We start from the raw sequence: 21,824 nt of genomic DNA, 5'->3' as shown, positions 1-21,824 counted from the left end.
ATGGGCGAAGGAAATACGCTCTTTTCAGCCCTCGGTTTGCCACGTGACGCTGTACCTCGGATTCGAAGGCGATATCAGCATGCATGGGGCGTCGGCATCGAATCACTGGTTCCACGAAACCTGGGGAACGAACGACGGCGTGTGGCAATTGGCGAATGAGAAAGCGCCGCCTCCCGTGCTGTTCGTCTCTTTCCCTTCGCTGAAGGATCCGGGACGTACGCCCGACGACCATCGACGGCATACCGCCGAAGTCGTAGCGCTCACCAGCTGGGAGCCATTTTCGCGCTGGTCCGGCTCTTCGCTGCAAGACAGGCCTGACGAATACACGGCGTTCAAGGCGCTCATCGAGCAGCGCCTGCTTGCGCAGTTCGCGCGCCATTTCCCGAACCTCGCGCCGATGGTGGTGTTTCATGAGGTTTCCACGCCCTTGACCCTGACGGCCTACTCAGGCGCGTATCAAGGCGCAAGCTACGGGCTCGAAGTCAGTCCTCGCCGATTCCTCTCCGAGAGTCTGAATGTCCGCACACCCATTGCGCGGCTATTTCTCACCGGACAAGACGTCACGAGCCCGGGCGTTATGGGGGCCATGATGGGTGGCGTGATCGCCGCCGCCTCGATTGCAAATCAGATTTATTCCCACCTCCGTTAGACGTGCATCGGCGTGCGATCGATTGCCTGCCGTGGTGTTCGGCGAAGGGAAATGGAATCGCAACCGCATGCACGGCCCGCACGGATTGACAAAGATCAATGCATCTTGCGGCACCGGCTCCATAGTGAACAGCTTGCGGCCGACCACGAGGCGCCGTCCCGGCGTGCCCTCGACCTTCTCTTCCCGCCCGGTCGGCCGAGCTTGTCACGGAGCCCGACATGGAACCCGCCACGCGACGCAACGCGATACAAGTGATACTGAGCGAACACCGACGCCTTACGAGCATCGTCTACGGCATGCTGCGCGTGACCGATCGCATGGAGTCCAGCGCCGACTCATCCGACGCCATGCTCATGCGCGCGATGTTCTACTACATACATGAATTTCCCGAGCAGATTCATCATCCGAAGGAAGAACGCTACCTGTTTGCACGGCTGCGCGAGCGTACCGACGAATTCGACGCCGTGATCGAGGAACTCGGGCGCCAGCACGAGGAAGGCGCACGGCGTATCGAGGCGCTCGAAGAGGTTCTCACACGGTACGAGCTGGAGGGTGCCGACGCGCTGCCCGCGCTGCGCGACGAAGTCAATGCTTATGCCGACTTCTACGCCGACCACCAGCGCCTTGAAGAAACCGTGATCCTGCCTGCCGCGCAGCGCTATCTGACACTGGCCGACTGGGTGGAGATCGACGAAGCGTTCGGCGCGAATCGCGATCCGTTCGAGAGCCTCGAGAACGAGGACAATCTCGACGACCTTTATGCGCTGATCGTCCATACGATGCCCGACGCGCAACCCTGAGCGCCGAAACACCCAAATGCCGATTGCGGCGGACATCGTGCTCGCCAAGCCGCGCACGATGTTCGCCGCTACCTTCGGCAGTGGAGCCTCGACTCCCTCGCGCGCTCAGGGCTTGCCGTCGTAAGCGACGCCCGGGCTCAGAAAGCGAGGAAGCGAAGCCATTTCCGATTTCGGCAGCGGTTTGCTGTAGAGGAAACCCTGGGCGACCTTGCAGCCATGCGCATCGAGAAACGCGGCCTGCTCTACCGTCTCGACGCCCTCGGCAACCACGCGCTGCCCGAGGCAACGCGCGATGGAGAGGATCGCCTTCACGAGCTCGGCATGACGCCGGTCGGAAGTGACGCGCTGAACGAACGTGCGATCGATCTTGAGCGTATCGATGGGAAAGCGCGTCAAATAACTGAGCGCCGAGTAGCCGGTGCCGAAATCGTCGATCGCGATCGACAGCCCCATGTTCTCGAACGCCAGAAGCGCGCTCATGACAGAGTCGTTTTCCGCCAGCAGCAGGCTTTCGGTAATTTCGAACTGGAGCCACTGGGGCTGGCAGCCTGTTTCTTCGAGAATGTCCTGGATCACCGGCAGCAGGTCGCGCGACTGAAACTGCCTGGCCGAAAGATTGATCGACACCTTGTGCCGCGCGGCACCCGCGACATTCCATTCAGCGGCCGCGCGACAGGCCTCGCGAAGCACCCATCGCCCGAGATCGACGATGAGGCCAGTTTCCTCGGCAAGCGGTACGAACTGGCCAGGGCGAACGAACCCCTCGCCGGGACGCTTCCACCTCAACAGGGCTTCCGAGCCGATGACCTCCGCGCCCTGAAGCAAGACCTGAGGCTGGTAATGCAGCTCGAGCTCGCCTTGGTCGATCGCGCGGCGCAGCTCCGACTCCAGCAACAGACGCGAGGTGGCCTCGATCGTCAGGTCTCTCGTGTAGAAACGAAAACCGCGCCTGCCCGAGCGCTTCGCGAGGTACATTGCCGAATCTGCGTACCTGAGCAGATCCTTTGCATCCGTGCTATCGATCGGATAGAGCGCGATGCCGATGCTGCACGAAATGAACACTTCTCTTCCGTCGAGCGGGAACGGCTCGTCGAGCCGCTTGAGGATCATCGTGGAGATCTGTTCGAGCACGCCGCGACCGGAAACCTCGGGCAGCAGAATGGCGAACTCGTCGCCGCCAAAGCGAGCCACCGTGTCGCCGGGACGCACGCAGCCGAGCAGACGACTCGCCGCCTCACGCAGCAACTCATCGCCGACCGCGTGGCCCATCGTATCGTTGACACCCTTGAAGCGGTCCATGTCGATCATCATGACGGCTGTCAAGCGACTGCCTGAGCCGGCGGTGACGGCGTCGCGCAACCGTTCGTTGAACAGCACGCGGTTCGGCAACGCGGTCAGCGCGTCGAAATACGCCATGCGATGGATCTTGCCTCTGGACGCGTGCAGCTCCGAGATGTCGCGTCCCACGGCAAGAACCGTTTCCACCGTGCCGTTCGCTCCCAACTCCGGCGTCAGCCTGAGCAGGTGCGTGAGATGTCTGCCGTCGGCGGCCTCCCAGGTCAGCTCGAACTCCCTGTCGCTAGCGGTCTCGAAGACTTCCGCGAGTTGCCGCTCGTAGAGAACGGTGCCGGCCCCCCCTGGAAATTCGCTCGGCGACCTGTCGAGCAGCGCAGCGGCCCCTCCCATCGTGAGCGCCGCGAAAGTGGGATTCACGTAGATTCGCCTGAAGTCCTTTCCATAACGGGCAACCGTATCGGGCGAGTTTTCAACGAGCGTTCTGAATTCGCGCTCGCGACGGGCCAGTTTCTCGTCGAAACGGCGCCTTTCGGTGATGTCTCTCGCCACGCCGAGCACGGCCGCCACCGTCCCTGCCGCGTCGAATACCGGCAGCCGGCGAGTTTCGAGCAACGTACGTTCGCCCGTCGCGGGAGCGACTACCCATTCTTCGTCGACGCACACATGCATTGCATCGATGGCCGCCTTTTCGCGTTCCCGGAAGAAGTCGGCAAGCTCGGCATCGAAAATCGCGTAGTCGGTTCTGCCGAGAATCTCAGCTTTCGACTTGCCGACAAACTGTTCGAAGCTGTGATTGCACAGCTGGAACACGCCGGTCGTGCTCTTTAGCCACACCATGTCGGGAATGGTATGGAGCACGGTTATCAATTGCGCGCGGGCGTCCGATAATTCGAGCGCCTTGCCTTCGAGGCTCTTGTTGAGCAGCAGGATCTCGTCGTATTGCTCCCGCTGTTCGAACTCCACCCGCTTACGTTCGGTAATGTCGAGAATCGCGCCGATCAATCCGGCCTGGCGGCCTTGATCGTCGTGGAAGACCGCCTTGCTGAATTCCACGTCACGCACCGCTTTGCTCGCATTCTGGACCTTGAATTCGTATCGCTGGATGCCGCCTTTCGCGAACAGATCCTCGTCCATGGCGAAATAGGTTTGCGCCAGCTCGTACGGGCTGGTCTCGAAGACGGTCTTGCCGACGAATCGCTGCTTTGGAACGCCCAGAAATGCTTCAAAGGCGCGGTTCAGATGCAAATAGCGCCCCCCTCTGTCTTTCGAAAAAACAGGAATGGGGATGGTGTCGAGCAGCGATTCGAGAAACGACTCGCGCTCGCGCAGTTTTGCCTCCGCGCGTTTGCGGGCAGTGATGTCGAAATAAATCGCCAGCACTCCTGATTGATCGTCCTGAACCGGATCGCTTACGAACTGCACGAGGAAGTGTTCGCGCTGCGCCTCGGGCAGGCCATCGAACGAGAGCTCCAGCTCACGCGCGTTGCCCGTGTTCGCGACCTCGTGCATGACGTCGAGGTACTGCTGCAGCGTCTGCGGCAAAAGCAGGCCGGTTTCGGCATACGAGGCGCTCGAGCCTCCAGATGCGGCCCTCATCATCGCCTGGGCTGCGCGATTCATGTAGCGCCGTTGACCCTGCGCGTCATAACGGATGACGGGTATAGGCAGGTCGCTCACCGGCACGCAGTACTCGCTTCCGGCGTCCATTCCAGGGTTTTTCATGCTGTCAAAGAGACTGTGTGTCCGCACAACGCCATCTACGCAGTCGCTTCCGCAATCGGCAACTTCGACAACGCGCAACACGGCATGCCATCCATCCAGTAACGGCCGGAGACGGAATTTCTGAAGAGTGCCGCCTCGCGATTTTCCCACCTGGCCGCACGCGAATCCTGCATTGGGCGCCCTCCCGGCACCGAATCCCGTTGCCCGTTTCGCGTTTCTGTCAACCTTCAGTCGATCTCGCGACGGGCCGTCGACATCATGCAGGCTTCCCGCACATCCGCACAGTGCCGGCGCGCAATCGCGCAAACACATGGCGCCCACGCGTGGCTTTAAAGTTCACACCGCGTATTCGCGCCACTCTCTTTGGCATGTCTATGGTATATAGGCGCGGTGCCAACATTCATTGCAACCGCATGCCGCCCTTCGATCTGCGCACGGTCATTCTGATGTCTTCAGTCATGCCGGGACTCATGGCGATCGCCCTGTTCTCCCTGGCCCGAAGCTTTCCTCAGAACATTCGCGGGATACGTCACTGGGCGTCGGGCGCATTGGTCGTCAGCATATCGGTGATCCTCCTCGCCTTTCGTGGCACCGTGCCGGGCTGGCTTTCGATCCTCGCGGCGAACGGCGGGATCATCCTTGGCACCGGGCTGGCACTCATCGGCTCGGAGCTGTTTTTTGGGCGCCGCCCCAGCTGGCGCTTCTTGCGTCTGCTCGTGTGCAGCGGTGCAGCCGGCACCGCCTCGCTCTGGTTGGTCCATGAATCGGTTGCGGGGCGCACGGTCGTGATCACCGGGATACTGGCCGTGCTTTACGGCACCCACGGCGCAGTCATGCTTCGTTTCGGCCGCTCCAGCCGCCTGGCAACGTCCGTTGGCGCACTGCTTTTCGCTGAATCCGCCGTTGCGGGCGCACGCTGCGTTACCGTCGCGCTCCAGACGGAGGGCTTGCCCAGCCTGTTTCATCCCGAATCGATGCAGACGTTCTATCTCACCGCCGGCGCGGCCTTTTCGTTGCTGGTGACAGTGGGCCTTCTACTGATGGCGATAGAGCGGCTACGCACGCAGCTCGAGCGGCAGTCATACTGCGACCCCTTGACGGGTCTCCTGAACCGGCGTGCGCTCGCTCTTGCGTTCGAAGACGAGCGCGAGCGCGCGAAGCGCAACGGTGAAGTGCTCTCCATGCTCCTCATCGACCTCGACCACTTCAAGCGCGTGAACGACGAGCATGGGCACCATACGGGAGACCGTGTCCTGATCGATTTCGCGGGACGCGCCACCGAGGTCTTGCCGGCGTCTGCGTGTCTCGCGCGCTGGGGAGGCGAAGAATTCGCCGTGCTGCTGCCGGCCCTCTCCCTGCAGAACGCTCATCGGCTGGCTGAGGCAATCCGCGTACGCATCGCCGAGCCCGAGCTCAAGCCCCCGAGCATTCGATACACGTGCAGCGTCGGCGTGGCGTGCCTCGCGGCCGCCGAAGCAACGATCGAACAGCTCGCCCGCGATGCCGACAATGCGCTCTATCGCGCCAAGCATCTTGGACGCAACCGCGTAGAGATCTGCGACCGCGCGTTCGCTGCCTGACACGTACACGCACAGGCGAATTCCCTTCTGGCCGCGAAGGCCGACGATCCACGTGGGTTGGCAACGCCGCACGCCGGTATTCAGCCTGCGGCGTTGCCAACCCGCGCGGCAATAGTCGGTGCGAACGGATGCCGCTTGCCGCCGGCTAGTATACCCCCCTACCCTATTGGTGCTACACTGCAGCCCGCTGACGAAAGCAGGCTGGAGCCAACGGGGGACAGGAATGAGCCATACGATTCGCGAGAAGCAGAAGCTGCTCAACCGCATTCGCCGAATAAAGGGGCAGGTTGAGGCCATCGAGCGCGCGCTAGAGGAAGAACGCGGCTGCATGGACATCCTGCAGCAGGTCACCAGTTGTCGCGGCGCGATGAACGGACTGTTGGCCGTCGTGCTGGAAGACCATATCCGCACCCACCTGGTCGACGCCGAACCGGACGACGAACATGGCAGCGGGACCGAGCAGCTGATCGAAGTGGTCCACAGCTATTTCAAGTGAGAGCAGCATGAGCAGATTCGAAGACGCCGCCTTCGGGGAGGGACACGATCACATCTTTCTGGGCGCGGCCCACGAGGAGAACGAGCGCAGGACCTGGATGGTCATCGCGCTTTGCAGTGCGATGATGGTGGCCGAGATCGTGGGCGGCAGCCTCTTTGGCTCGCTCGCACTCGTCGCCGACGGCCTGCACATGTCGACGCACGCAGGCGCGATGCTCATCGCCGCCCTCGCCTACACCTACGCGCGCCGGCATGCGACGGATACGCGCTTTGTCTTCGGGACCGGCAAGCTGGGTGACCTCGCGGGCTTTACCAGCGCCATCGTGCTCGCCATGATCGCGCTGCTGATCGGCTATGAAGCCGTCTCGCGCTTTTTCGCGCCCGTGCCGATCCGCTTCGGCGAGGCGATCCCGATCGCTGTGGTGGGTCTGCTGGTCAATCTCGCAAGCGTGTGGCTGCTGAGCGGCGACCACCATGGGCATAGCCACGGTCATGATCACGCCCATGCCCACGCAGAAGAGGCACAGCGCATTTTCGGCAACGCCGGCGTCTTCGCCGTGTCGATTTTCGAGGATGACGTGCCGCCCGTGTTCCGCATCAAGCCCGAGACAGCTTCTTCGAAGCTGCATGCCGATGCGGTTTCGATCACGACGATTCGCCCCGACGGCACACGCCAGACGTTCGCGTTTGCCGACCGTGGCGGCTATCTGGAGTCGAAAGAGGACATTCCGGAGCCGCATGCATTCCAGGCCGTCGTGCGTCTGCCCGACGGCGAACATCGGATCGAATTCGAAGAACACGAGCACGATCACGACGACGCGCACGCGGCAGCCAGCCGCGACCACAACATCCGCTCGGCGTACATCCATGTCATGGCCGACGCGGCGGTTTCCGTGCTGGCGATCATCGGTCTGCTGCTCGCGCGCGCCTTCGGCTGGCTCTGGATGGACCCGCTCGCGGGTGTGATCGGCGCCCTGGTGATCGCGAACTGGTCGTGGGGTTTGATGCGCGATACGGGCGGCACTCTGCTGGATATGAGCCCGGACCGGCGCATGGCCGAGAACGTCCGCCATGTCATCGAGGACAACGGCGACACCGTGCTCGACCTGCATGTCTGGCGTGTCGGCCCGGGTCACCTGAGTGCGGTCGTTTCGGTCGTCACCCGCGATGCCCAGCGCAGCCCGAGCTTTTATCACGCCGCGCTCAGGCGCTTCAAGGGACTCTCGCACGTAACGGTCGAAGTGAATCCCACCCACGCTACGGCCTGAGCGACGGCAGCCGGATCGCTCTCCGAAGTAGGGCGCCGCTGGCCAGCGCCTCCGAAATCAATTCGCGTTGCTAACTAACGTGCTGTTCACCGACTGCACCTCGCCGCGCGCGCGGTAGCAAACGCGCTCGCAACGCGCAAAGCAGCGCGGCGCCACGCGTGCGCCGCGCTGCTTCACCACGCCGCGCAGACCTTGCCGAAATGCGCACCGGCCTGCTGATGACGGAATGCATCGGCAAGCTCGTCGAGGCCAAACGTGCGGTCCAGCACCGGGCGGATGCCGGCCTGCTCGAGCGCCGCGACATAGTCCTGCTGCTGACGCCGACTGCCCACGATCAAGCCCTGCAGTCGCGCCTGCTTCGCCATGAGCACGGAGGTGGGCACGGTGCCCTCGCGGCCGGTCAGCACGCCGATCAGCGCGATGTGGCCGCCCACGCGCACCGCGTCGATCGACTGCGCGAGCGTGCCCGGACCGCCCACTTCGACGACGTGATCCACGCCCCTTCCCCCCGTCATGTCGCGCACGCGCGCACCCCACTTCTCGTGCTGCCGATAGTTGACGACCTGGTCGGCGCCCAGCGCTTTCGCGCGCGCGAGCTTCTCGTCCGACGACGACGTGACGATCACCGAAGCCCCCATCATCCGCGCGATCTGCACGGCCGCGATCGACACGCCGCCGGTGCCGAGCGTCAATACCGTGTCGCCGGCCTTGAGGCCGCCGTCGGCCACCAGCGCGCGCCACGCCGTGAGCCCCGCCGTGGTGATCGTGGCCGCCTCGGCGTGAGTCCAGCCGCGCGGCGCAAGCGTGAAGGCGCTCGCCGGCCGCACCGCGTGCAGCGTGGCGAATCCGTCCACGCCGTCGCCGGGCGTCTGCGCGAAGTTGCCCACGGCCTGCCAGGGCAGGCCGTCCGGCCATTGCGGAAAGAAGCAGGACACCACGTGATCCCCGCGCTTGAACTCCGTCACGCCGGCGCCGACTGCGGACACGATGCCCGCCCCATCCGACATCAGCACGCGCCCATCCGCCGTCGGGATGCTGCCGTTGGCGACCAGCAGATCATGAAAATTGAGCGACGTGGCATGAAGCTCGACGCGGATCTCGCCGGCGCCGGGCGCGCCGGGTTCGCCAATGTCGCGCATCTCGATCCGGTCGAGGCCACCCGGCGCACGCACCACGGCGGCCTTCATTGCCGTGCTCCCGTGGCCTGGCGGGCCGCGCCGACGAGGCTGTCGAGCCAGTCCTGGTGACCGTTGATCATCGGGTTCGGGCGCGTTCCGGCTAGCGCCACGCCAGGCTTGCCCTTTTGCGATTGCTGCTTGAGCACGCGCACGCGGCCACTGGAATTGGCGGCAGTGCAGAGGGCGGCGACGATGACTTCGCTGGAAACGAAGCTGTCGGTCGTGCCGGGCGGATAGTCTTCGGGGCAGATAATCTCGTTCATGTTCGCTACCTTACGATGCTGACTGATGGGTTAGCGCGGGGTTGCCGCGGGGTTGTCGCACCACACGGCCATGAGGCTGAATCTCACGCCGCGCAGGCGATGGACACGGGAAATCATGCGCGCCATGCTGAAATAAATCCAATCGAAGCGCAATATCTCGGCCACCAACAGTATTGATATCAGAATGCCCGATCTGAACCGGGTGTAGTGGGACTCCCGCTTGTCGAGCCGACACTCGGCACTCGCGGATTCACCAGGGCGCTCGCGTGGCACGAGCGCACGCATCGCGCGCCTGGGCACCGGTGGGCGCGCGCGTTATTGTTCGAGACGTTTGAGGGGTTGGTGGGCGTAGACGCGGTGTGACGCCGCGCCGTCACGCGCCTTCGTCGACAACCGCGCAATCCACACGCACCGTATTCACCAGCGTCCGGGCAACGGGCGACTGGGCCACGGCCGCGCGCACGAGATCGCGCGCCGCGTCAGGCAACGGCCCCTCGAACCGCACCACAACGCGAAAACAGCTCGACTCGTCGCCGCGCTCCACGCTCACCTCGACGCTCGAAGCCGGCAAGGTCAAGGCCTCGCGCGCCGCCGCCATTTCGATCGACATGCATACGCAGGCCGCGAGGGCGCTTTCGAGCAGTTCATGCGGACGCATGCCGACCGCGCCGCCGATGCCGTTCTTGTGCGTATCGGCGAGCAGTTCGAAGCGACCGTTGCTAAGCGCCACGCAATAGGGTTCGCCGCGCCTCGTTGCCTTGACCATTTCGTGCTCCGCTGTTCGTATCGGCGCGAGCATAAACGCAACGCGCAGCGCGAAAAAGACGAGCGGCAATACCAGTATCGAAGCCACCCGGCAAGGCGAGGCGCGGCGCAGGCCTCAGCAGGAGAGGCCGCCGTTGGCCGTGCAGAACGCCGCCGGCGCGCCCGCGATGAGCGGGATCGGCACGACGGGCTGCGGCCGGGGGGCCGGAATCGTAATCGCCCCGCACCAGGAGGTATGACTGCGGCCCGCGTTGGGCAGGCAGGGCTCGAAGCGATCGCGTAGCTCTTCGGCGGCGAGCTCGTTGCGTTCGTGTGCAACGACCGCGGGGCGCAATTGTCCGTCGAGCCACGAGGCGAACGAGATCACGCAGCCCGCCGCGACGGCCAGCAGAATCAGCTCGGCCTTGTGGGCGCGCAATTTGATGAGCGTACGCACGGCCGCTGAACGGTGCTCGCGCGTGTCCTCTCGCGTCTGGCCCACGTGGCCGGCAAGCTCCTGCGCGCCGGCTTGTGCAGCCACACCGCCTGTAATGACCGCCTCGGCGCCTGCTGCGGCCCGCACTTGCGCCCCTTCGGTGATTCTCGTTGCCACTTTCGATTCGTCTTGCTCTTGTGATTGCGCCCGTGCCCGTGTCGAGCCATACGGGTTAACGGCAACGCGCAGCAATACGAAAGGGTGGCGCGAAAAATTTTCCGTAGGCTGGGGCGGACAATGCGCTCCAGCTTCCGGACAAGCAGCGCGCCGTACTCCGCTCAGTGTCGGTATGCGGCGATCGCGTCGCGTGCCTGGAACGCGCTGTACGTCAGTTGCGCGGCGGCGAGGCCCGCGAGGCCGAACGTGCGGGAGAGGCTGAACGCGTTGAAACCTTCGGGCACCGGCACGCCGAGCGCCAACGCGTCGGCAAGCGTCTCGCCCGCTACCGTGGTGGGCGCCATTCCGTGGCCGCCGAATGCGATGGCATGCCAGACACCGTCCGTGTCGCGGCCGATTTGCGGCATCTTGTGCCGCGCGTAGCTCATCAGACCACCCCACGCGTGCTCGACCTTCACATCCGCCAGTTGCGGATACACGCGTGCGAGGTCGCGCTTGAGCAGTCGGGCGATGGCGTCCGGGCCGCGATCGAGCACCGAGATCCGGCCGCCCCACAGAATGCGCGTGTCTTGCAGCGGCCGATAGTAGTCGAACGCAAAGCGCGTGTCGTAGATCGCATAGGGTGCGTCGATCGCTTCGGCGAGGCGCGCGCCAAGCGGCTCGGTTGCGATCACGTATGTCGCGATCGGCAAGACTGCGCGCTCGATGCGCGGAGCGACGCCGCGCGCATAGCCACCGCCGGCGAACACCACATCGTTCGCACACACCGTGCCGTTCGGCGCGTGCACGACGAAGCCGCTGCCGTCTCGCTCGATCGCGCGCACCGGAGACTGCTCGTGGATTCGCGCACCGGCTTGTGCAGCGGCGTTCGCCACGCCGAGCACGTACTTCAGCGGATGAAAATGAAAAGCATTGGGCTCGAAGAGGCCGCCGTGATAGCGGGCGGTCTTCAACTGCGCGCGCAACGCCTCCTTCGAGACCGGTTCCCAGTCAACGTCGAAGTCGCGCTTCATCAGTACGCGCAGTGCGTCGAGACGGGACGGATCGTCGAACCAGTTCGCGAGCACGACGCCACGGTCGACGATCTCGCAATCGATTCCGTAGCGCGCGATGCGCGTGCGAATCAGGTCCACGGCGTCGATCGTGAGCCGGTACAGGTGGCGCGCCTGGCTATGGCCGAGCGTGCGCAGCAGGTCGGCATTGTCGAGACTGTAACCGCCGAAAACGAAGCCGCCGTTACGGCCCGACGCGCCAAAGCCCACGCACTCGGCCTCGAGTACCACGACGTCGCGCACGCCTCGCTCGACCAGTCCCAGTGCGCAATTCAAGCCGGCGAGCCCGCCGCCGACGATGCAGACCTGCGTATCGATCTTGCCGGTCAATTGCGGGTAAGGACGACGGGAGACAGTGGATTCGTAGTAGTTGTTCACGTGCTTCCTGGATTCCGCAAAACGAAAACGGACAGCAGAGCGTCTGCGCCGGCAACGGCGGTCCGCCGCTGTGCCTGCGCAACAGCGCCGGATCACACATTTTGCGCCGCCCTCGCCCGAACGGCGATGCCGATCATTTCGGTGCGCAGCAACGAGGAACCCACGATCATGGCGACGCCGCGCGGCGCGCCCCAGCCACCTACGAACTGGTCATGCTCGATCGTCAGGTTTTCCCAGCGGTTGTGCGGCCCGCCATGCATGATGCCGAAAATAATCGATTCACGAAAGCGAACTAGAAGCGATATTTCGGAACCGATTCATGCAGGTTTGTCATCAAGCCTTGCCGAATCGCCCCTTGCTCGCTAACGAAGCATGCGCGTTGCATGCGGACATACCCCCTAGCGCCGTTTGCCCGGCCGACCAGGGCCGCATGTCGAAATGGAGGAAATGGTCAGATGGAAATCGACTCTATTGGTTCGGATTCCCGATCATCATGCACCGCGAATCCGGCGCCACCGAGTCCGGCCCGCGCAAACGCTTCGGCGAGAAAATCCACACACACCTTCACTTTCGCCGACTGCGCGAGCCGTTCCGGAAACACGGCCCACACGTTGGCGGGCTGTATCACCTCGGGCAGCACACGTTGCAGCCGCCCCTCGTCCAGCAGGGGCTGCGCGTCCCAGATCGAGCGCAGCACGATGCCACGCCCGGCCAGCGCCCATTGCACGGCCGCTTCACCATGATTGGTCGAGAGCGGGCCCGTCACCTTCACGGCAACCGTCTCGCCACCCGCTTCGAGCCGCCAGACGCCGAACGGGTGATCGCGCTCCTTGATCGCGAGACAGGCGTGCGACTCCAGTTCCGCGACGGTCCGCGGCACGCCATGCCGTGCGAGGTACGAAGGCGCGGCGCACAGCACGCGATAATTCGTCGCGAGGCGCTTTGCGATCAGATGGCCCGCGATCTCGTCGCCGATCCGTACGTCGAGATCGAATCCCTCGCCTGCCACGTCGACAACCCGGTCGAACAGGTCGAGCCGCACCGACAATTGCGGATAGCGCTCCGACAAGGCCGCCAGCGCGGGCGCGACGAACTTGCGGCCAAAGCCGAAGCTGCTCGACACGCGCACCGTGCCGCGCGCGATGCGCCGCGTGCTGGAGACATCTTCGACGAGCTGGCCCACGTCGTCGAGGATCTTTTCGGCCCACGCGAAGACGCGCTCGCCGGCCGCCGTCATCGCCACCCGGCGAGTCGAGCGGTGCAGCAAGCGCGTGCCGAGGCTCGCTTCGAGCACCCCCATGCGCTTGCTCACGTACGCCGGCGAGGCGCTAAGCGCCTCGGCAGCCGCACTGAAGCTCGACTTGCGGGCAACCATGCAGAAGACCCGCAGGTCGTCGAGCTCGGGGGTAGCAGGCAGTTTCATCAGAACGAATGACGCATGCCGATGCGCACGTCGGCCTGTGCGGTCGTGGACGAAGGCGTGAAGCTATAGCCAATCACCGCGTCGACACCCTCCGAAGCCTTCAGCCAGTCGCCCGAGAGGTAGACGTCAGTGGTTTTCGAAAGCAGGTAATGCACGGCCGCCGAAAGCTGATTCCAGTGGTGGCCGTCGAAGTGCGTGTACTGGTAGCCGCCCACAAGACTCGCTGCGGGCGTGACCTGCCAGTTCGCGCCGCCTTCGGCGACCAGCATGTGCTCGCTCTCTCCGAACGCCTTGATCTGCGTGTACGTGAACGCGCCCATCAGCGTGACGTCCTTGACTGCATAGCTCGCGCCCGCGCCGAACGCGCCCTGCTTGTCCACCGGGAACGGCGTATTCGCATATAGCGAGGTGACGGCGCCCGTGGCAGGATCGACGCTCACGGTCGGCCTGCCGAAGAACGTGCGCACGCCGATCATGTTGTATGGGTCGAACGCATAGATACCCGACGGGTTGTTCAACTGCGTATAGGCCGTACCCATCGAAAACGCGCCGTGCTGATACTGCGCGCCCACGCTCCACGCACTACCCGTGTGGAAGTCACCCGGCGTATTGCTGAACGAATACATCCCCCCGAACTGGAAGCCGCCATACGTGTTCGACATGTACTTCACGGCATTCGGCAGATGGTCGCCGTTCATGCGGTCGAAGTCGCCCTGGTTGATGGCGTAGCCGCTCGCCCAGGCCGACACGTTGTACATGTAGACCATCTCCTGCGTCATGTCGATCTGGTTGCCGAGCGTGAGCGTGCCCCAGTTGCTTTGCACACCTACATAAGCCTGACGGCCAAACAGCGACCCGCCGTTCGTCAAGGTTCCGTCGCCCACGTGAAAGCCGCTTTCCAGCTTGAAGACTGCCTTCAGTCCACCGCCCAGATCCTCCGTGCCCTTCAGGCCCCAGCGGTTCCCATACGAAACGCCGTCGTCGAACTTCACCTGATGCGAGCCGCCCGCGTTGCTGACGTAGGTGATGCCCGCGTCGATGATCCCGTACAACGTCACGCTGCTTTGTGCACGGGAGACTGCCGGAAGCGTGGCAAGCGCGAGCGCAGCCGCATGCAGCGCGGCAAGCCGCACTGTATTCATAGATTTCATGTTGTCGTTGTTGTCGAAGCGGATTTAGTTCAGGCCACGGTCGGCTTCGCGCGCGAGCTGGCGTTCTTTTTCGATGTCGAGCGAGCGGCAGGCCCACAGATAGACCAGCGCGGCGACCGGCAGGCCCACGAGCATCGCGATGTCGGTGCCGCCCAGCGCTTTGGCGACCGGCCCGGTGTACAGGTCCGTCTTGAAGAACGGAATCATCGCGACGAAGCCCACCGCGTACGCGGTCAGGCCGCGCCAGTTCCAGCGTCCGTAAATGCCACGCGGATTGAAGATCTCGCGCACCGAGTAATGCGAGTGACGCACGATGAAGAAGTCGACGAGGTTGATTGCGGTCCACGGGGTGAACAGATAGCCGAGGATGCCGAGGAAGTCGCCGAACTTGCCCATGAAGTTGTCAGAGGCCATGAACGCGAGCGACGTCGCCATGAGGGCCACCACGACGAGGCTCACCACGCGTTTGGATGCGTTCGACTTGAGCGGCTTGAACGAGTCGGTGATGCTGAGCAGCGTGAGCGAGGCGCCGTAGAAGTTCAGGCCCGTGATGGCGAGCAGCCCCAGCAGCGAGAGCAGCAGCGTGACCGTGCCGAAGCCGGGAAAGATCATGTCGCCCGCGCGCTGGACCGCGTCCGAAATCTCGATCTGCGAGTTGAGCGCCGCCGCGGCGGTGCCCACCAGCATCATCCAGACGCCGCCGATGAGCGCGCCAAGGAAGGTCCACCAGAACGTGGCGCGCACGCCGGTGCTGGGCGGCAGATACCGTGAGTAATCCGAAACGTAAATGGACCACGAGAGCTGATAGGCCGCTGCCGAGAAGAGCTGCACGAGGAACGGCGTGGTCTTGAAACCGGCGAGGCTCAGCTGGCCTGCGGGGAACTGCACCTTCATGCACATGCCGATGCTGAAGATCGTGAGCGCGGCAAGCAGCGCGAACGCGAGCCAGCGTTGCGCCTTGTGAATGAGGTCATAGCCGAACACCGCGAGCGCGACCGAAATCACGGTGAAGACGATGTAGCTCACATGCGGCTCGGTGCCGAGCAGGTGATGCGCGGTCTGCCCCGCCATGAGCTGATTGAACGAGTTGTAGCCGATATAGGTGACGAGCGCGACCACCCACACGAGCAACGCGCCCATGTAGCCGAACTGCGGGCGCGACTGGATCATCTGCGGCAGCCCGAGCTGCGGCCCCTGGCTCGAATGGAACGCCATGAAGAAGGTGCCGAGCACGTTGCCAAGCACGATAGCGATCGCGCTCCACAGCAGGTTGCCGCCCATGCTGATGCCGATCGCACCGGCCGCGATGGTCGCAAGGTTGGCGTCTCCCGTGAACCACACGGGCCACAGGTGCCAGGCTCGGCCCTTGCGTTCGGAGAGCGGCACGTAGTCGATCGAGCGCGATTCGATCCGGGATTTTGCGCGACTGGCTTCGCCCGCCAGTGCTTCGGCGATTGCCTCTTGTGACATGTCTCCTCCAGTTGTGGGGTGGCGAAAGCGACCCCGCACGACACGGGTTCGCCTTCCACGCCGGTCCCGAGACCAAAGGTGCCAGTTTCCGGACACGGCGTTGTTACCTTATGGTTAATCAAAAACCTTCAGTTAACAATGGTACGTATCCTGGAGGGTTTCGTCGCACTATCGCATCCTCCTATTGACTCGCCCTTGAAAATCGAATTGCGTTGCGAACCATCAAACCAATATGAGATATATCCGTAATTGTAAGGGATATTCGTCAAGTTCTCGTAACGACGACGCCGCCATCGAGGGATAACCCTGATCCCACGCCGACTGGATTTCCCTTATATTTTGTTAACCCACAGTTTTTTCGTAACTGTCAGTTAATTTCACCAGTGCGGCGGACCCCATGACCTATCTCCCGATCGAATTCCACAAGAAACCCGAACTGCCCAGGCTGCCGGCTGACTTCTGCGCCAACCCGGATCTCGCATGGACCATCCCGGCCAGCTACTACACCTCCGAGGCGGTGTACCAGGCGGAAGAAAAGAGGATCTTCGAGAACACGTGGATCTGCGTGGCACACCGCAGCGAACTGGCCGAGCCGAACGCCTACGTAACGCGCGAGGTGGTGGGCGAAAACATCCTCCTCGTGCGCGGCAAGGACAAGGTGCTGCGCGCGTTCTACAACGTCTGCCCGCACCGCGGCCACCAACTGCTCGAAGGCAGCGGCAAGGCGAAGAACGTCATCACCTGCCCGTATCACGCCTGGGCGTTCAAGCTCGACGGCGCGCTCGCACACGCCAATAACTGCGACCACGTGGAGGCGTTCGACAAGGAAAATTCGACACTCGTGCCGGTGCGCGTGGAGGAATACGCGGGCTTCGTGTTCATCAACCTGAACCCGCAAGCGCCGGGCGTGGAAGCGCAGTTGCCCGGCCTCGAAGCCAGCCTGCGCAAGGCGTGCCCCGTCATCGACGACCTCAAGCTGGCCGCACGCTTTGTGACCGAAACACCGGCCAACTGGAAATCGATCGTCGATAACTACCTGGAGTGCTACCACTGCGGCCCGGCGCACCCCGGCTTCTCGGACTCCGTGAAAATCGACCAGTACACGCACACGCTGCACGGCAACTGGACGCTGCAATTCGGCCATGCGCAGTCGTCGGAGCGCTCGTTCAAGCTCGATCCTTCCGTGAAGGACCCGAGTTTCAGCGGATATTGGGCGTGGCCATGCACGATGTTCAACGTGCCGCCGGGCGCCGACTTCATGACGGTCATCTACGAATTCCCGATGAGCGCCGAAGTCACGCTGCAGCACTACGACATCTACTTCCTGAACGACGAGCCGACCGAAGAGCAGAAGAAGCTGATCGAGTGGTATCGCACCGTGTTCCGCCCGGAAGATCTGCGCCTCGTCGAAAGCGTGCAGAAGGGCCTGAAGTCGCGCGGCTACCGCGGCCAGGGCCGCATCATGGTCGACAAGCAACGCAGCGGCGTCAGCGAGCACGGCATCGCGCACTTCCACAACCTGCTGGCGCAGCAGTACCAGGACTAATGAAGGGAGCCTCCGAATGAATTCGCAGCAACATCCCGGCCTGCTGCGTGAGCAGGCTTATATCGACGGCCGGTGGTGCGACGCCGACGACGGTGCCACGCTGCCGGTCCACAATCCCTCCACGGGCGAGTGCATCGCGAGCGTGCCGAACATGGGCGCCGCCGAAGCGCGCGCGGCCATCGAAGCCGCGCACCGCGCCTTCCCCGCCTGGCGTGCGACCACGGCCAAAGAGCGCGCGCGTCTCTTGCGCAACTGGTTCGAGCTCATCATGGCGAACCAGCAAGCGCTCGCTGAATTGATGACGCGCGAGCAAGGCAAGCCGCTCGCGGAGGCGCGCGGCGAGATCGCCTATGCGGCCTCGTTCATCGAATGGTTCGGCGAGCAGGCCAAGCGCATAGACGGCGACGTGATCCCGAGCCCGAACCCGGACCAGCGCCTCGTCGTGACGCGCGAGCCGGTGGGCGTGTGCGCCGCCATCACGCCGTGGAATTTCCCGGCCGCGATGATCACCCGCAAAGCCGCGCCCGCGCTCGCCGCCGGCTGCACCATCGTCATCAAGCCCGCCAACGAGACGCCGCTTTCCGCGTTCGCGCTCGCGGCGCTGGCCGAAGAAGCCGGCATTCCGGCCGGCGTGGTCAACATCGTCACAGGCAAGTCGCGCGAGATCGGCCTCGAGATGACGTCGAACCCGCTCGTCAGGAAGCTCACGTTCACGGGCTCGACCGAAGTGGGCCGCCTGCTGATGCGCCAGTGCTCGGACACCGTCAAGAAGGTGTCGCTGGAACTGGGCGGCAACGCGCCGTTCATCGTATTCGACGACGCGGACCTCGATGCCGCCATCGAAGGCGCCTTGCTCTCGAAGTATCGCAACGCGGGGCAGACCTGCGTCTGCGCGAACCGCTTCTATGTACACGATTCGGTCTACGAAGAATTTTGCCGGCGCTTCGCGCAGCGCGTAGCCACCTTCAAGGTGGACGACGGCTTTGCCGAGGGCGTCAACATCGGGCCGCTCATCACCGAAGCGGCGCGCGACAAGGTCGACGGCCTCGTGCGCGACGCCGTGGCACAAGGCGCACGCGTGGTCACGGGCGGCGCGCCGCACGAACGCGGCGGCAACTTCTACGCGCCCACCGTGCTCGCCGACGCGAAGCCCGGCATGGCCGTGATCTCCGAAGAGATCTTCGGACCCGTCGCGCCCATCGTGCGCTTTTCGAGCGATGCCGAAGTCGTGCAGCTCGCCAACGACTCGATCTACGGGCTCGCCGCGTACTTCTACAGCCGCGACATCGGCCGGATCTGGCGCGTGGCCGAGCAGCTCGAGTACGGCATCGTCGGCATCAACACGGGCCTGATCTCCAACGAAGTCGCGCCCTTCGGCGGCGTCAAACAGTCGGGTATCGGCCGCGAGGGCTCGAAGTACGGCATCGAGGACTATCTGTCGATCAAGTACCTCTGCATGGCCGGCATCGGTAATCAAACCGCGCGCTAAACCGCGCGCCGGCCTTCGGGCGGATGCGCTACGCGGCGCATCCGCCCGTCATTGCGAATTGCGAATCCCGAATCCACTGCCCGCAAAGTCACAACGGGCAACCACGAGGCAACTACGCGCCGCGCGCCGCGCGGCCTGCAGTAAAGGAAGGCAACATGAACGCCCGCGAATCGATCACTGTCGACGTCGTCGCCGTCGAGCAACTCACTCCGCTCATCAAGCGCTTCACGCTCGCGCTGCCCGATGGCGCGCCGCTGCCCGCCTTCAGCGGCGGCGCCCACGTACTGGTCTCGATGCAGGACGGCGATGCGTGGCACCACAATGCGTACTCGCTCCTGAGCTCGCCGCACGACACGCGCCAGTACCAGATTGCCGTGCGCCGCGAAGAGGCCTCGCGCGGCGGCTCCGCCTTCATGCATGACAAGGTGGCGGCGGGCACGCGGCTCGCCATCGGCTCGCCCGCCAACCTGTTCGAGCTTGCCAAAGGCGCGAAGCGGCACGTGTTCATCGCGGGCGGCATCGGCATCACGCCGTTCCTCGCGCAACTGGCCGAGCATCGCCCCGAGGATCTCGAACTCGAACTGCATTACGCTTACCGCGCCCCCGAACATGGCGCTTTCGTCGAAGAGCTGAAGGCCGGCCCGCACGCGGCCAACGTGCACTGCCATGTCGAAAGCGAAGGCCAGCGGCTCGACCTGCTCAAGCTCTTCAAGAGCCAGCCCGCCGACGCGCATGTCTATGTCTGCGGTCCGCAAGGCCTCAACGACGCGGTCTTTGCGAACGCCGCGCTGCTAGGCTGGCCGAAGGCGCAGTTGCACTCGGAGCAGTTCGCCGCCACGGACACGGGCGGCAAGGCGTTTACCGTGGTGCTGGCCAAGTCCGGCATCGAGCTCGAGGTGGGCGAGGACGAGACCATTCTCAAGGCGATCGAGCGCGCGGGCGTGACCGTGGAGTCGCTGTGCCGCGAAGGCGTGTGCGGCACCTGCGAAGTGCCGATCCTCGAAGGCGAGGCAGATCATCGCGACCAATATCTGGACGACGACGAGAAAGCTGCGCAGAAGACCATTCTGCTGTGCGTGTCGCGCTCGCGCACGCCGCGCCTCGTGATCGACCTTTAAGTCCGTTTAAGTCGATTTAGGCCCGTTTAGGTCCGTTCGACCCGGACGGCCTTCTTGCTGGCCGCGTGCCCTCGAACGGCGCTTGCGCCGATCCGTTAAACTAGCGGGCGATAAGCGGACGGACCCGGCGTCCGGGCCGCGCGCCCCATCCATCACCGGCGGCATATGCCCGGCCCGAGAGAAGGCCTTGGGGCGTATGCCGCCCTTTTCGCTTGTTCCGTTCGACCGCGCGATTCGTCATAGAGGGAAATGGATGTCCGAGGATACGTTCGCGTTCCGTCTGAAGGTGCTGCTCGAGCACAAGAAGCTGAGCCTGCAGCAGGTTGCCGACGTCGTCGGCATTTCACGCCCCGCCGTCCACAAGTGGACGCGCGGCGGCGAGATCGACTATTCGAACCTTCGCCGCCTTGCGGCGTTCCTCGACGTGAACTGGGTCTGGCTGCGCTACGGCGACGAAGCCGTGAAAGACCTCGGCATTGCGGGCAATACCGAACTGCCCATGACCGACCTGCGCCGCCGCTACACGGCCGAGATCATGTCGAACGAAGCGCGCATGAAGCAGGCGCAGGAAAGTGCGGGCATCGTGACGTGGGAATGGAATCTCGTGGCCGACGAGCTCATCTATTCGAGCAACTGCGCGAAGCTCTATGGCCGCGAGATACACAGCAACGCCGAGTTCTGGGAGATCCTGCATCCCGAGGACGCGATCTGGCTGAACGACGAGACCATGAAGGAGCTCGTTGCGAGCAAGGCGCCGCGCGTATGGGACTTTCGCATCATCTTGCCGGACGGGCGGATCCGCTGGATCGAATCGCGCGTCGCCACGCTGCTCGACGACGCGGGGCGCCCTGTGCGCGTGGTGGGCACGACCATCGACATCAGCGCGCGCAAGGAGGCGGAATCCATTCAGGAACGGCGTCTGCAACTGCTCAACGACGCCGCGCGCATTGCGGGCTTCGGCGCGTGGCGCTGGCTGCGCGCGCAAGACGAGCTGATCGTGTCGGACGAATGGTGCCGCCTGTTCGGCGTCGATCCCGCGCTGGCGCCGCGCCATTATGTCGAGCTTTCGCGGCACATTCATCCGGACGACCGCGCGGCGCGCGAAGCGGCAGTGAACGACGCGCTCGCGCACCGCACGGACTACCGGGTGCTGTATCGCGCAGCGCTGCCCGACGACACGTGGCGGCTCGTGATGGAGCAAGGCCAGGCGCGCGTCGCGCCGCACGGCGAGGACGTGTGGCTCACGGCGCTCTGCCGCGCGGCGCAGCCCGCCGACATGACGGCGGCCGCGGGTCAGCAGCCGCCCGCCGAAGAAGGCGTGGCTGCGGGAACCGCGCCGCACTGAGCGTGGCGCAATGACCTACCGGGGTGTCGCACAGTGACACCCCGCGACACCCCGCGCGCCTGGCGCTTAAAGCGCAGCGGCGACCGCGTTGCCGACCTCGGGCGTATTCGCCGTGCCGCCCATATCCGGCGTGCGCGGGCCTTCCACCAGCACCTTCTCGATGGCCTGCATGATCGCGTCGTGCGCGGCCTTGTATTGCGCGTCGCCGTTGCCGAGGAACTCGAGCATCATCGCTCCCGACCAG

General features: G+C 64.1%; 19 protein-coding genes and 1 pseudogene. 9 read left to right on the top strand and 11 right to left on the bottom strand.

Going from position 1 to position 21,824, the window contains the following annotated elements:
* Positions 1–649, top strand: a 649-nt coding sequence (locus VMJ11_RS02735) for a hypothetical protein (RefSeq protein WP_325616664.1), incomplete at its 5' end; no start/stop codon positions are given.
* A gap of 218 nt (positions 650–867) precedes the next feature.
* Positions 868–1,449: a hemerythrin domain-containing protein gene (locus VMJ11_RS02730; RefSeq protein ID WP_325616661.1), complete on the top strand. Its 582-nt coding sequence runs from the start codon at positions 868–870 to the stop codon at positions 1,447–1,449.
* Positions 1,450–1,554: 105 nt separating this feature from the next.
* Here the strand turns inward: VMJ11_RS02730 and VMJ11_RS02725 are convergent, their stop codons facing one another.
* Positions 1,555–4,773, bottom strand: a complete 3,219-nt coding sequence (locus tag VMJ11_RS02725) for a sensor domain-containing protein (protein ID WP_325616659.1) — start codon at positions 4,771–4,773, stop codon at positions 1,555–1,557.
* 164 nt (positions 4,774–4,937) lie between these two features.
* Here VMJ11_RS02725 and VMJ11_RS02720 point away from each other — a divergent pair, with 164 nt between their 5' ends.
* The 3 genes from VMJ11_RS02720 (at position 4,938) to dmeF (ending at position 7,810) form a co-directional block, all read left to right on the top strand.
* Positions 4,938–6,047, top strand: coding sequence for a GGDEF domain-containing protein (locus VMJ11_RS02720; protein ID WP_325616657.1), 1,110 nt, complete (start codon positions 4,938–4,940; stop codon positions 6,045–6,047).
* Between the two features lie 223 nt (positions 6,048–6,270).
* On the top strand, positions 6,271–6,543 hold the full coding sequence (locus tag VMJ11_RS02715; protein WP_325616655.1) for a metal/formaldehyde-sensitive transcriptional repressor: 273 nt from the start codon (positions 6,271–6,273) through the stop codon (positions 6,541–6,543).
* A 7-nt stretch (positions 6,544–6,550) separates the two neighbouring features.
* Positions 6,551–7,810: a CDF family Co(II)/Ni(II) efflux transporter DmeF gene (gene dmeF / locus VMJ11_RS02710; protein ID WP_325616653.1), complete on the top strand. Its 1,260-nt coding sequence runs from the start codon at positions 6,551–6,553 to the stop codon at positions 7,808–7,810.
* Positions 7,811–7,983: 173 nt separating this feature from the next.
* Here dmeF and VMJ11_RS02705 read toward each other — a convergent pair whose 3' ends face one another.
* The 9 genes from VMJ11_RS02705 to VMJ11_RS02665 form a co-directional block, all read right to left on the bottom strand.
* Positions 7,984–8,997, bottom strand: a complete 1,014-nt coding sequence (locus tag VMJ11_RS02705) for an NAD(P)-dependent alcohol dehydrogenase (protein ID WP_325616651.1) — start codon at positions 8,995–8,997, stop codon at positions 7,984–7,986.
* Positions 8,994–9,251, bottom strand: a complete 258-nt coding sequence (locus VMJ11_RS02700) for a hypothetical protein (protein WP_325616649.1) — start codon at positions 9,249–9,251, stop codon at positions 8,994–8,996. The genes VMJ11_RS02705 and VMJ11_RS02700 overlap by 4 nt, the downstream gene beginning before the upstream one ends.
* Positions 9,252–9,624: 373 nt before the next feature.
* Positions 9,625–10,017 carry an OsmC family protein gene (locus VMJ11_RS02695; RefSeq protein ID WP_325616648.1) on the bottom strand — a complete coding sequence of 131 codons (393 nt, stop codon included), beginning with the start codon at positions 10,015–10,017 and terminating at the stop codon, positions 9,625–9,627.
* Positions 10,018–10,131: 114 nt separating this feature from the next.
* Positions 10,132–10,608 (bottom strand): hypothetical protein, encoded by a 477-nt coding sequence (locus tag VMJ11_RS02690; RefSeq protein WP_325616647.1) that lies wholly within the window; start codon positions 10,606–10,608, stop codon positions 10,132–10,134.
* A 161-nt stretch (positions 10,609–10,769) separates the two neighbouring features.
* Complete coding sequence (locus VMJ11_RS02685) at positions 10,770–12,038, bottom strand: FAD-binding oxidoreductase (RefSeq protein ID WP_325616645.1); 1,269 nt, start codon at positions 12,036–12,038, stop codon at positions 10,770–10,772.
* A gap of 92 nt (positions 12,039–12,130) precedes the next feature.
* Positions 12,131–12,298, bottom strand: coding sequence for a hypothetical protein (locus VMJ11_RS02680; RefSeq protein ID WP_325616643.1), 168 nt, complete (start codon positions 12,296–12,298; stop codon positions 12,131–12,133).
* Between the two features lie 191 nt (positions 12,299–12,489).
* Positions 12,490–13,461 (bottom strand): LysR substrate-binding domain-containing protein, encoded by a 972-nt coding sequence (locus VMJ11_RS02675; RefSeq protein ID WP_325616641.1) that lies wholly within the window; start codon positions 13,459–13,461, stop codon positions 12,490–12,492.
* Positions 13,461–14,603, bottom strand: a complete 1,143-nt coding sequence (locus tag VMJ11_RS02670; RefSeq protein ID WP_414694277.1) for a porin — start codon at positions 14,601–14,603, stop codon at positions 13,461–13,463. The genes VMJ11_RS02675 and VMJ11_RS02670 overlap by 1 nt, the downstream gene beginning before the upstream one ends.
* A 33-nt stretch (positions 14,604–14,636) precedes the next feature.
* Positions 14,637–16,082 (bottom strand): cytosine permease, encoded by a 1,446-nt coding sequence (locus VMJ11_RS02665; protein WP_325616637.1) that lies wholly within the window; start codon positions 16,080–16,082, stop codon positions 14,637–14,639.
* 397 nt (positions 16,083–16,479) lie between these two features.
* Between VMJ11_RS02665 and VMJ11_RS02660 the strand changes: the two genes are divergently transcribed.
* The 4 genes from VMJ11_RS02660 (at position 16,480) to VMJ11_RS02645 (ending at position 21,580) form a co-directional block, all read left to right on the top strand.
* Positions 16,480–17,628: a ring-hydroxylating oxygenase subunit alpha gene (locus VMJ11_RS02660; RefSeq protein WP_325616635.1), complete on the top strand. Its 1,149-nt coding sequence runs from the start codon at positions 16,480–16,482 to the stop codon at positions 17,626–17,628.
* Between the two features lie 16 nt (positions 17,629–17,644).
* On the top strand, positions 17,645–19,117 hold the full coding sequence (locus tag VMJ11_RS02655) for an NAD-dependent succinate-semialdehyde dehydrogenase (protein WP_325616634.1): 1,473 nt from the start codon (positions 17,645–17,647) through the stop codon (positions 19,115–19,117).
* A gap of 155 nt (positions 19,118–19,272) precedes the next feature.
* The gene (locus tag VMJ11_RS02650) at positions 19,273–20,235 is read left to right on the top strand and encodes a PDR/VanB family oxidoreductase (RefSeq protein WP_325616631.1); all 963 of its coding nucleotides are present in this window, start codon (positions 19,273–19,275) and stop codon (positions 20,233–20,235) included.
* Between the two features lie 253 nt (positions 20,236–20,488).
* Positions 20,489–21,580 carry a PAS domain-containing protein gene (locus tag VMJ11_RS02645; RefSeq protein ID WP_325616629.1) on the top strand — a complete coding sequence of 364 codons (1,092 nt, stop codon included), beginning with the start codon at positions 20,489–20,491 and terminating at the stop codon, positions 21,578–21,580.
* 66 nt (positions 21,581–21,646) lie between these two features.
* Here the strand turns inward: VMJ11_RS02645 and VMJ11_RS02640 are convergent.
* A pseudogene (locus VMJ11_RS02640) lies at positions 21,647–21,824 on the bottom strand (tartrate dehydrogenase); the annotation flags it as partial.

The sequence above is a fragment of the Paraburkholderia sp. genome (assembly GCF_035501035.1).
GTDB lineage: Bacteria > Pseudomonadota > Gammaproteobacteria > Burkholderiales > Burkholderiaceae > Paraburkholderia.
This window is presented reverse-complemented; position numbering and strand designations above follow the sequence as displayed.

What these genes read in the sequence shown, in the direction of transcription:
- VMJ11_RS02730 (WP_325616661.1), top strand. Translation starts at nt 868, where the DNA reads ATGGAACCCGCCACGCGACGCAACGCGATACAAGTGATACTGAGCGAA.
- VMJ11_RS02720 (WP_325616657.1), top strand. Translation starts at nt 4,938, where the DNA reads ATGGCGATCGCCCTGTTCTCCCTGGCCCGAAGCTTTCCTCAGAACATT.
- VMJ11_RS02715 (WP_325616655.1), top strand. Translation starts at nt 6,271, where the DNA reads ATGAGCCATACGATTCGCGAGAAGCAGAAGCTGCTCAACCGCATTCGC.
- dmeF (WP_325616653.1), top strand. Translation starts at nt 6,551, where the DNA reads ATGAGCAGATTCGAAGACGCCGCCTTCGGGGAGGGACACGATCACATC.
- VMJ11_RS02705 (WP_325616651.1), bottom strand. Translation starts at nt 8,997, where the DNA reads ATGAAGGCCGCCGTGGTGCGTGCGCCGGGTGGCCTCGACCGGATCGAG.
- VMJ11_RS02700 (WP_325616649.1), bottom strand. Translation starts at nt 9,251, where the DNA reads ATGAACGAGATTATCTGCCCCGAAGACTATCCGCCCGGCACGACCGAC.
- VMJ11_RS02695 (WP_325616648.1), bottom strand. Translation starts at nt 10,017, where the DNA reads ATGGTCAAGGCAACGAGGCGCGGCGAACCCTATTGCGTGGCGCTTAGC.
- VMJ11_RS02680 (WP_325616643.1), bottom strand. Translation starts at nt 12,298, where the DNA reads ATGCATGGCGGGCCGCACAACCGCTGGGAAAACCTGACGATCGAGCAT.
- VMJ11_RS02675 (WP_325616641.1), bottom strand. Translation starts at nt 13,461, where the DNA reads ATGAAACTGCCTGCTACCCCCGAGCTCGACGACCTGCGGGTCTTCTGC.
- VMJ11_RS02670 (WP_414694277.1), bottom strand. Translation starts at nt 14,603, where the DNA reads ATGAATACAGTGCGGCTTGCCGCGCTGCATGCGGCTGCGCTCGCGCTT.
- VMJ11_RS02665 (WP_325616637.1), bottom strand. Translation starts at nt 16,082, where the DNA reads ATGTCACAAGAGGCAATCGCCGAAGCACTGGCGGGCGAAGCCAGTCGC.
- VMJ11_RS02660 (WP_325616635.1), top strand. Translation starts at nt 16,480, where the DNA reads ATGACCTATCTCCCGATCGAATTCCACAAGAAACCCGAACTGCCCAGG.
- VMJ11_RS02655 (WP_325616634.1), top strand. Translation starts at nt 17,645, where the DNA reads ATGAATTCGCAGCAACATCCCGGCCTGCTGCGTGAGCAGGCTTATATC.
- VMJ11_RS02650 (WP_325616631.1), top strand. Translation starts at nt 19,273, where the DNA reads ATGAACGCCCGCGAATCGATCACTGTCGACGTCGTCGCCGTCGAGCAA.
- VMJ11_RS02645 (WP_325616629.1), top strand. Translation starts at nt 20,489, where the DNA reads ATGTCCGAGGATACGTTCGCGTTCCGTCTGAAGGTGCTGCTCGAGCAC.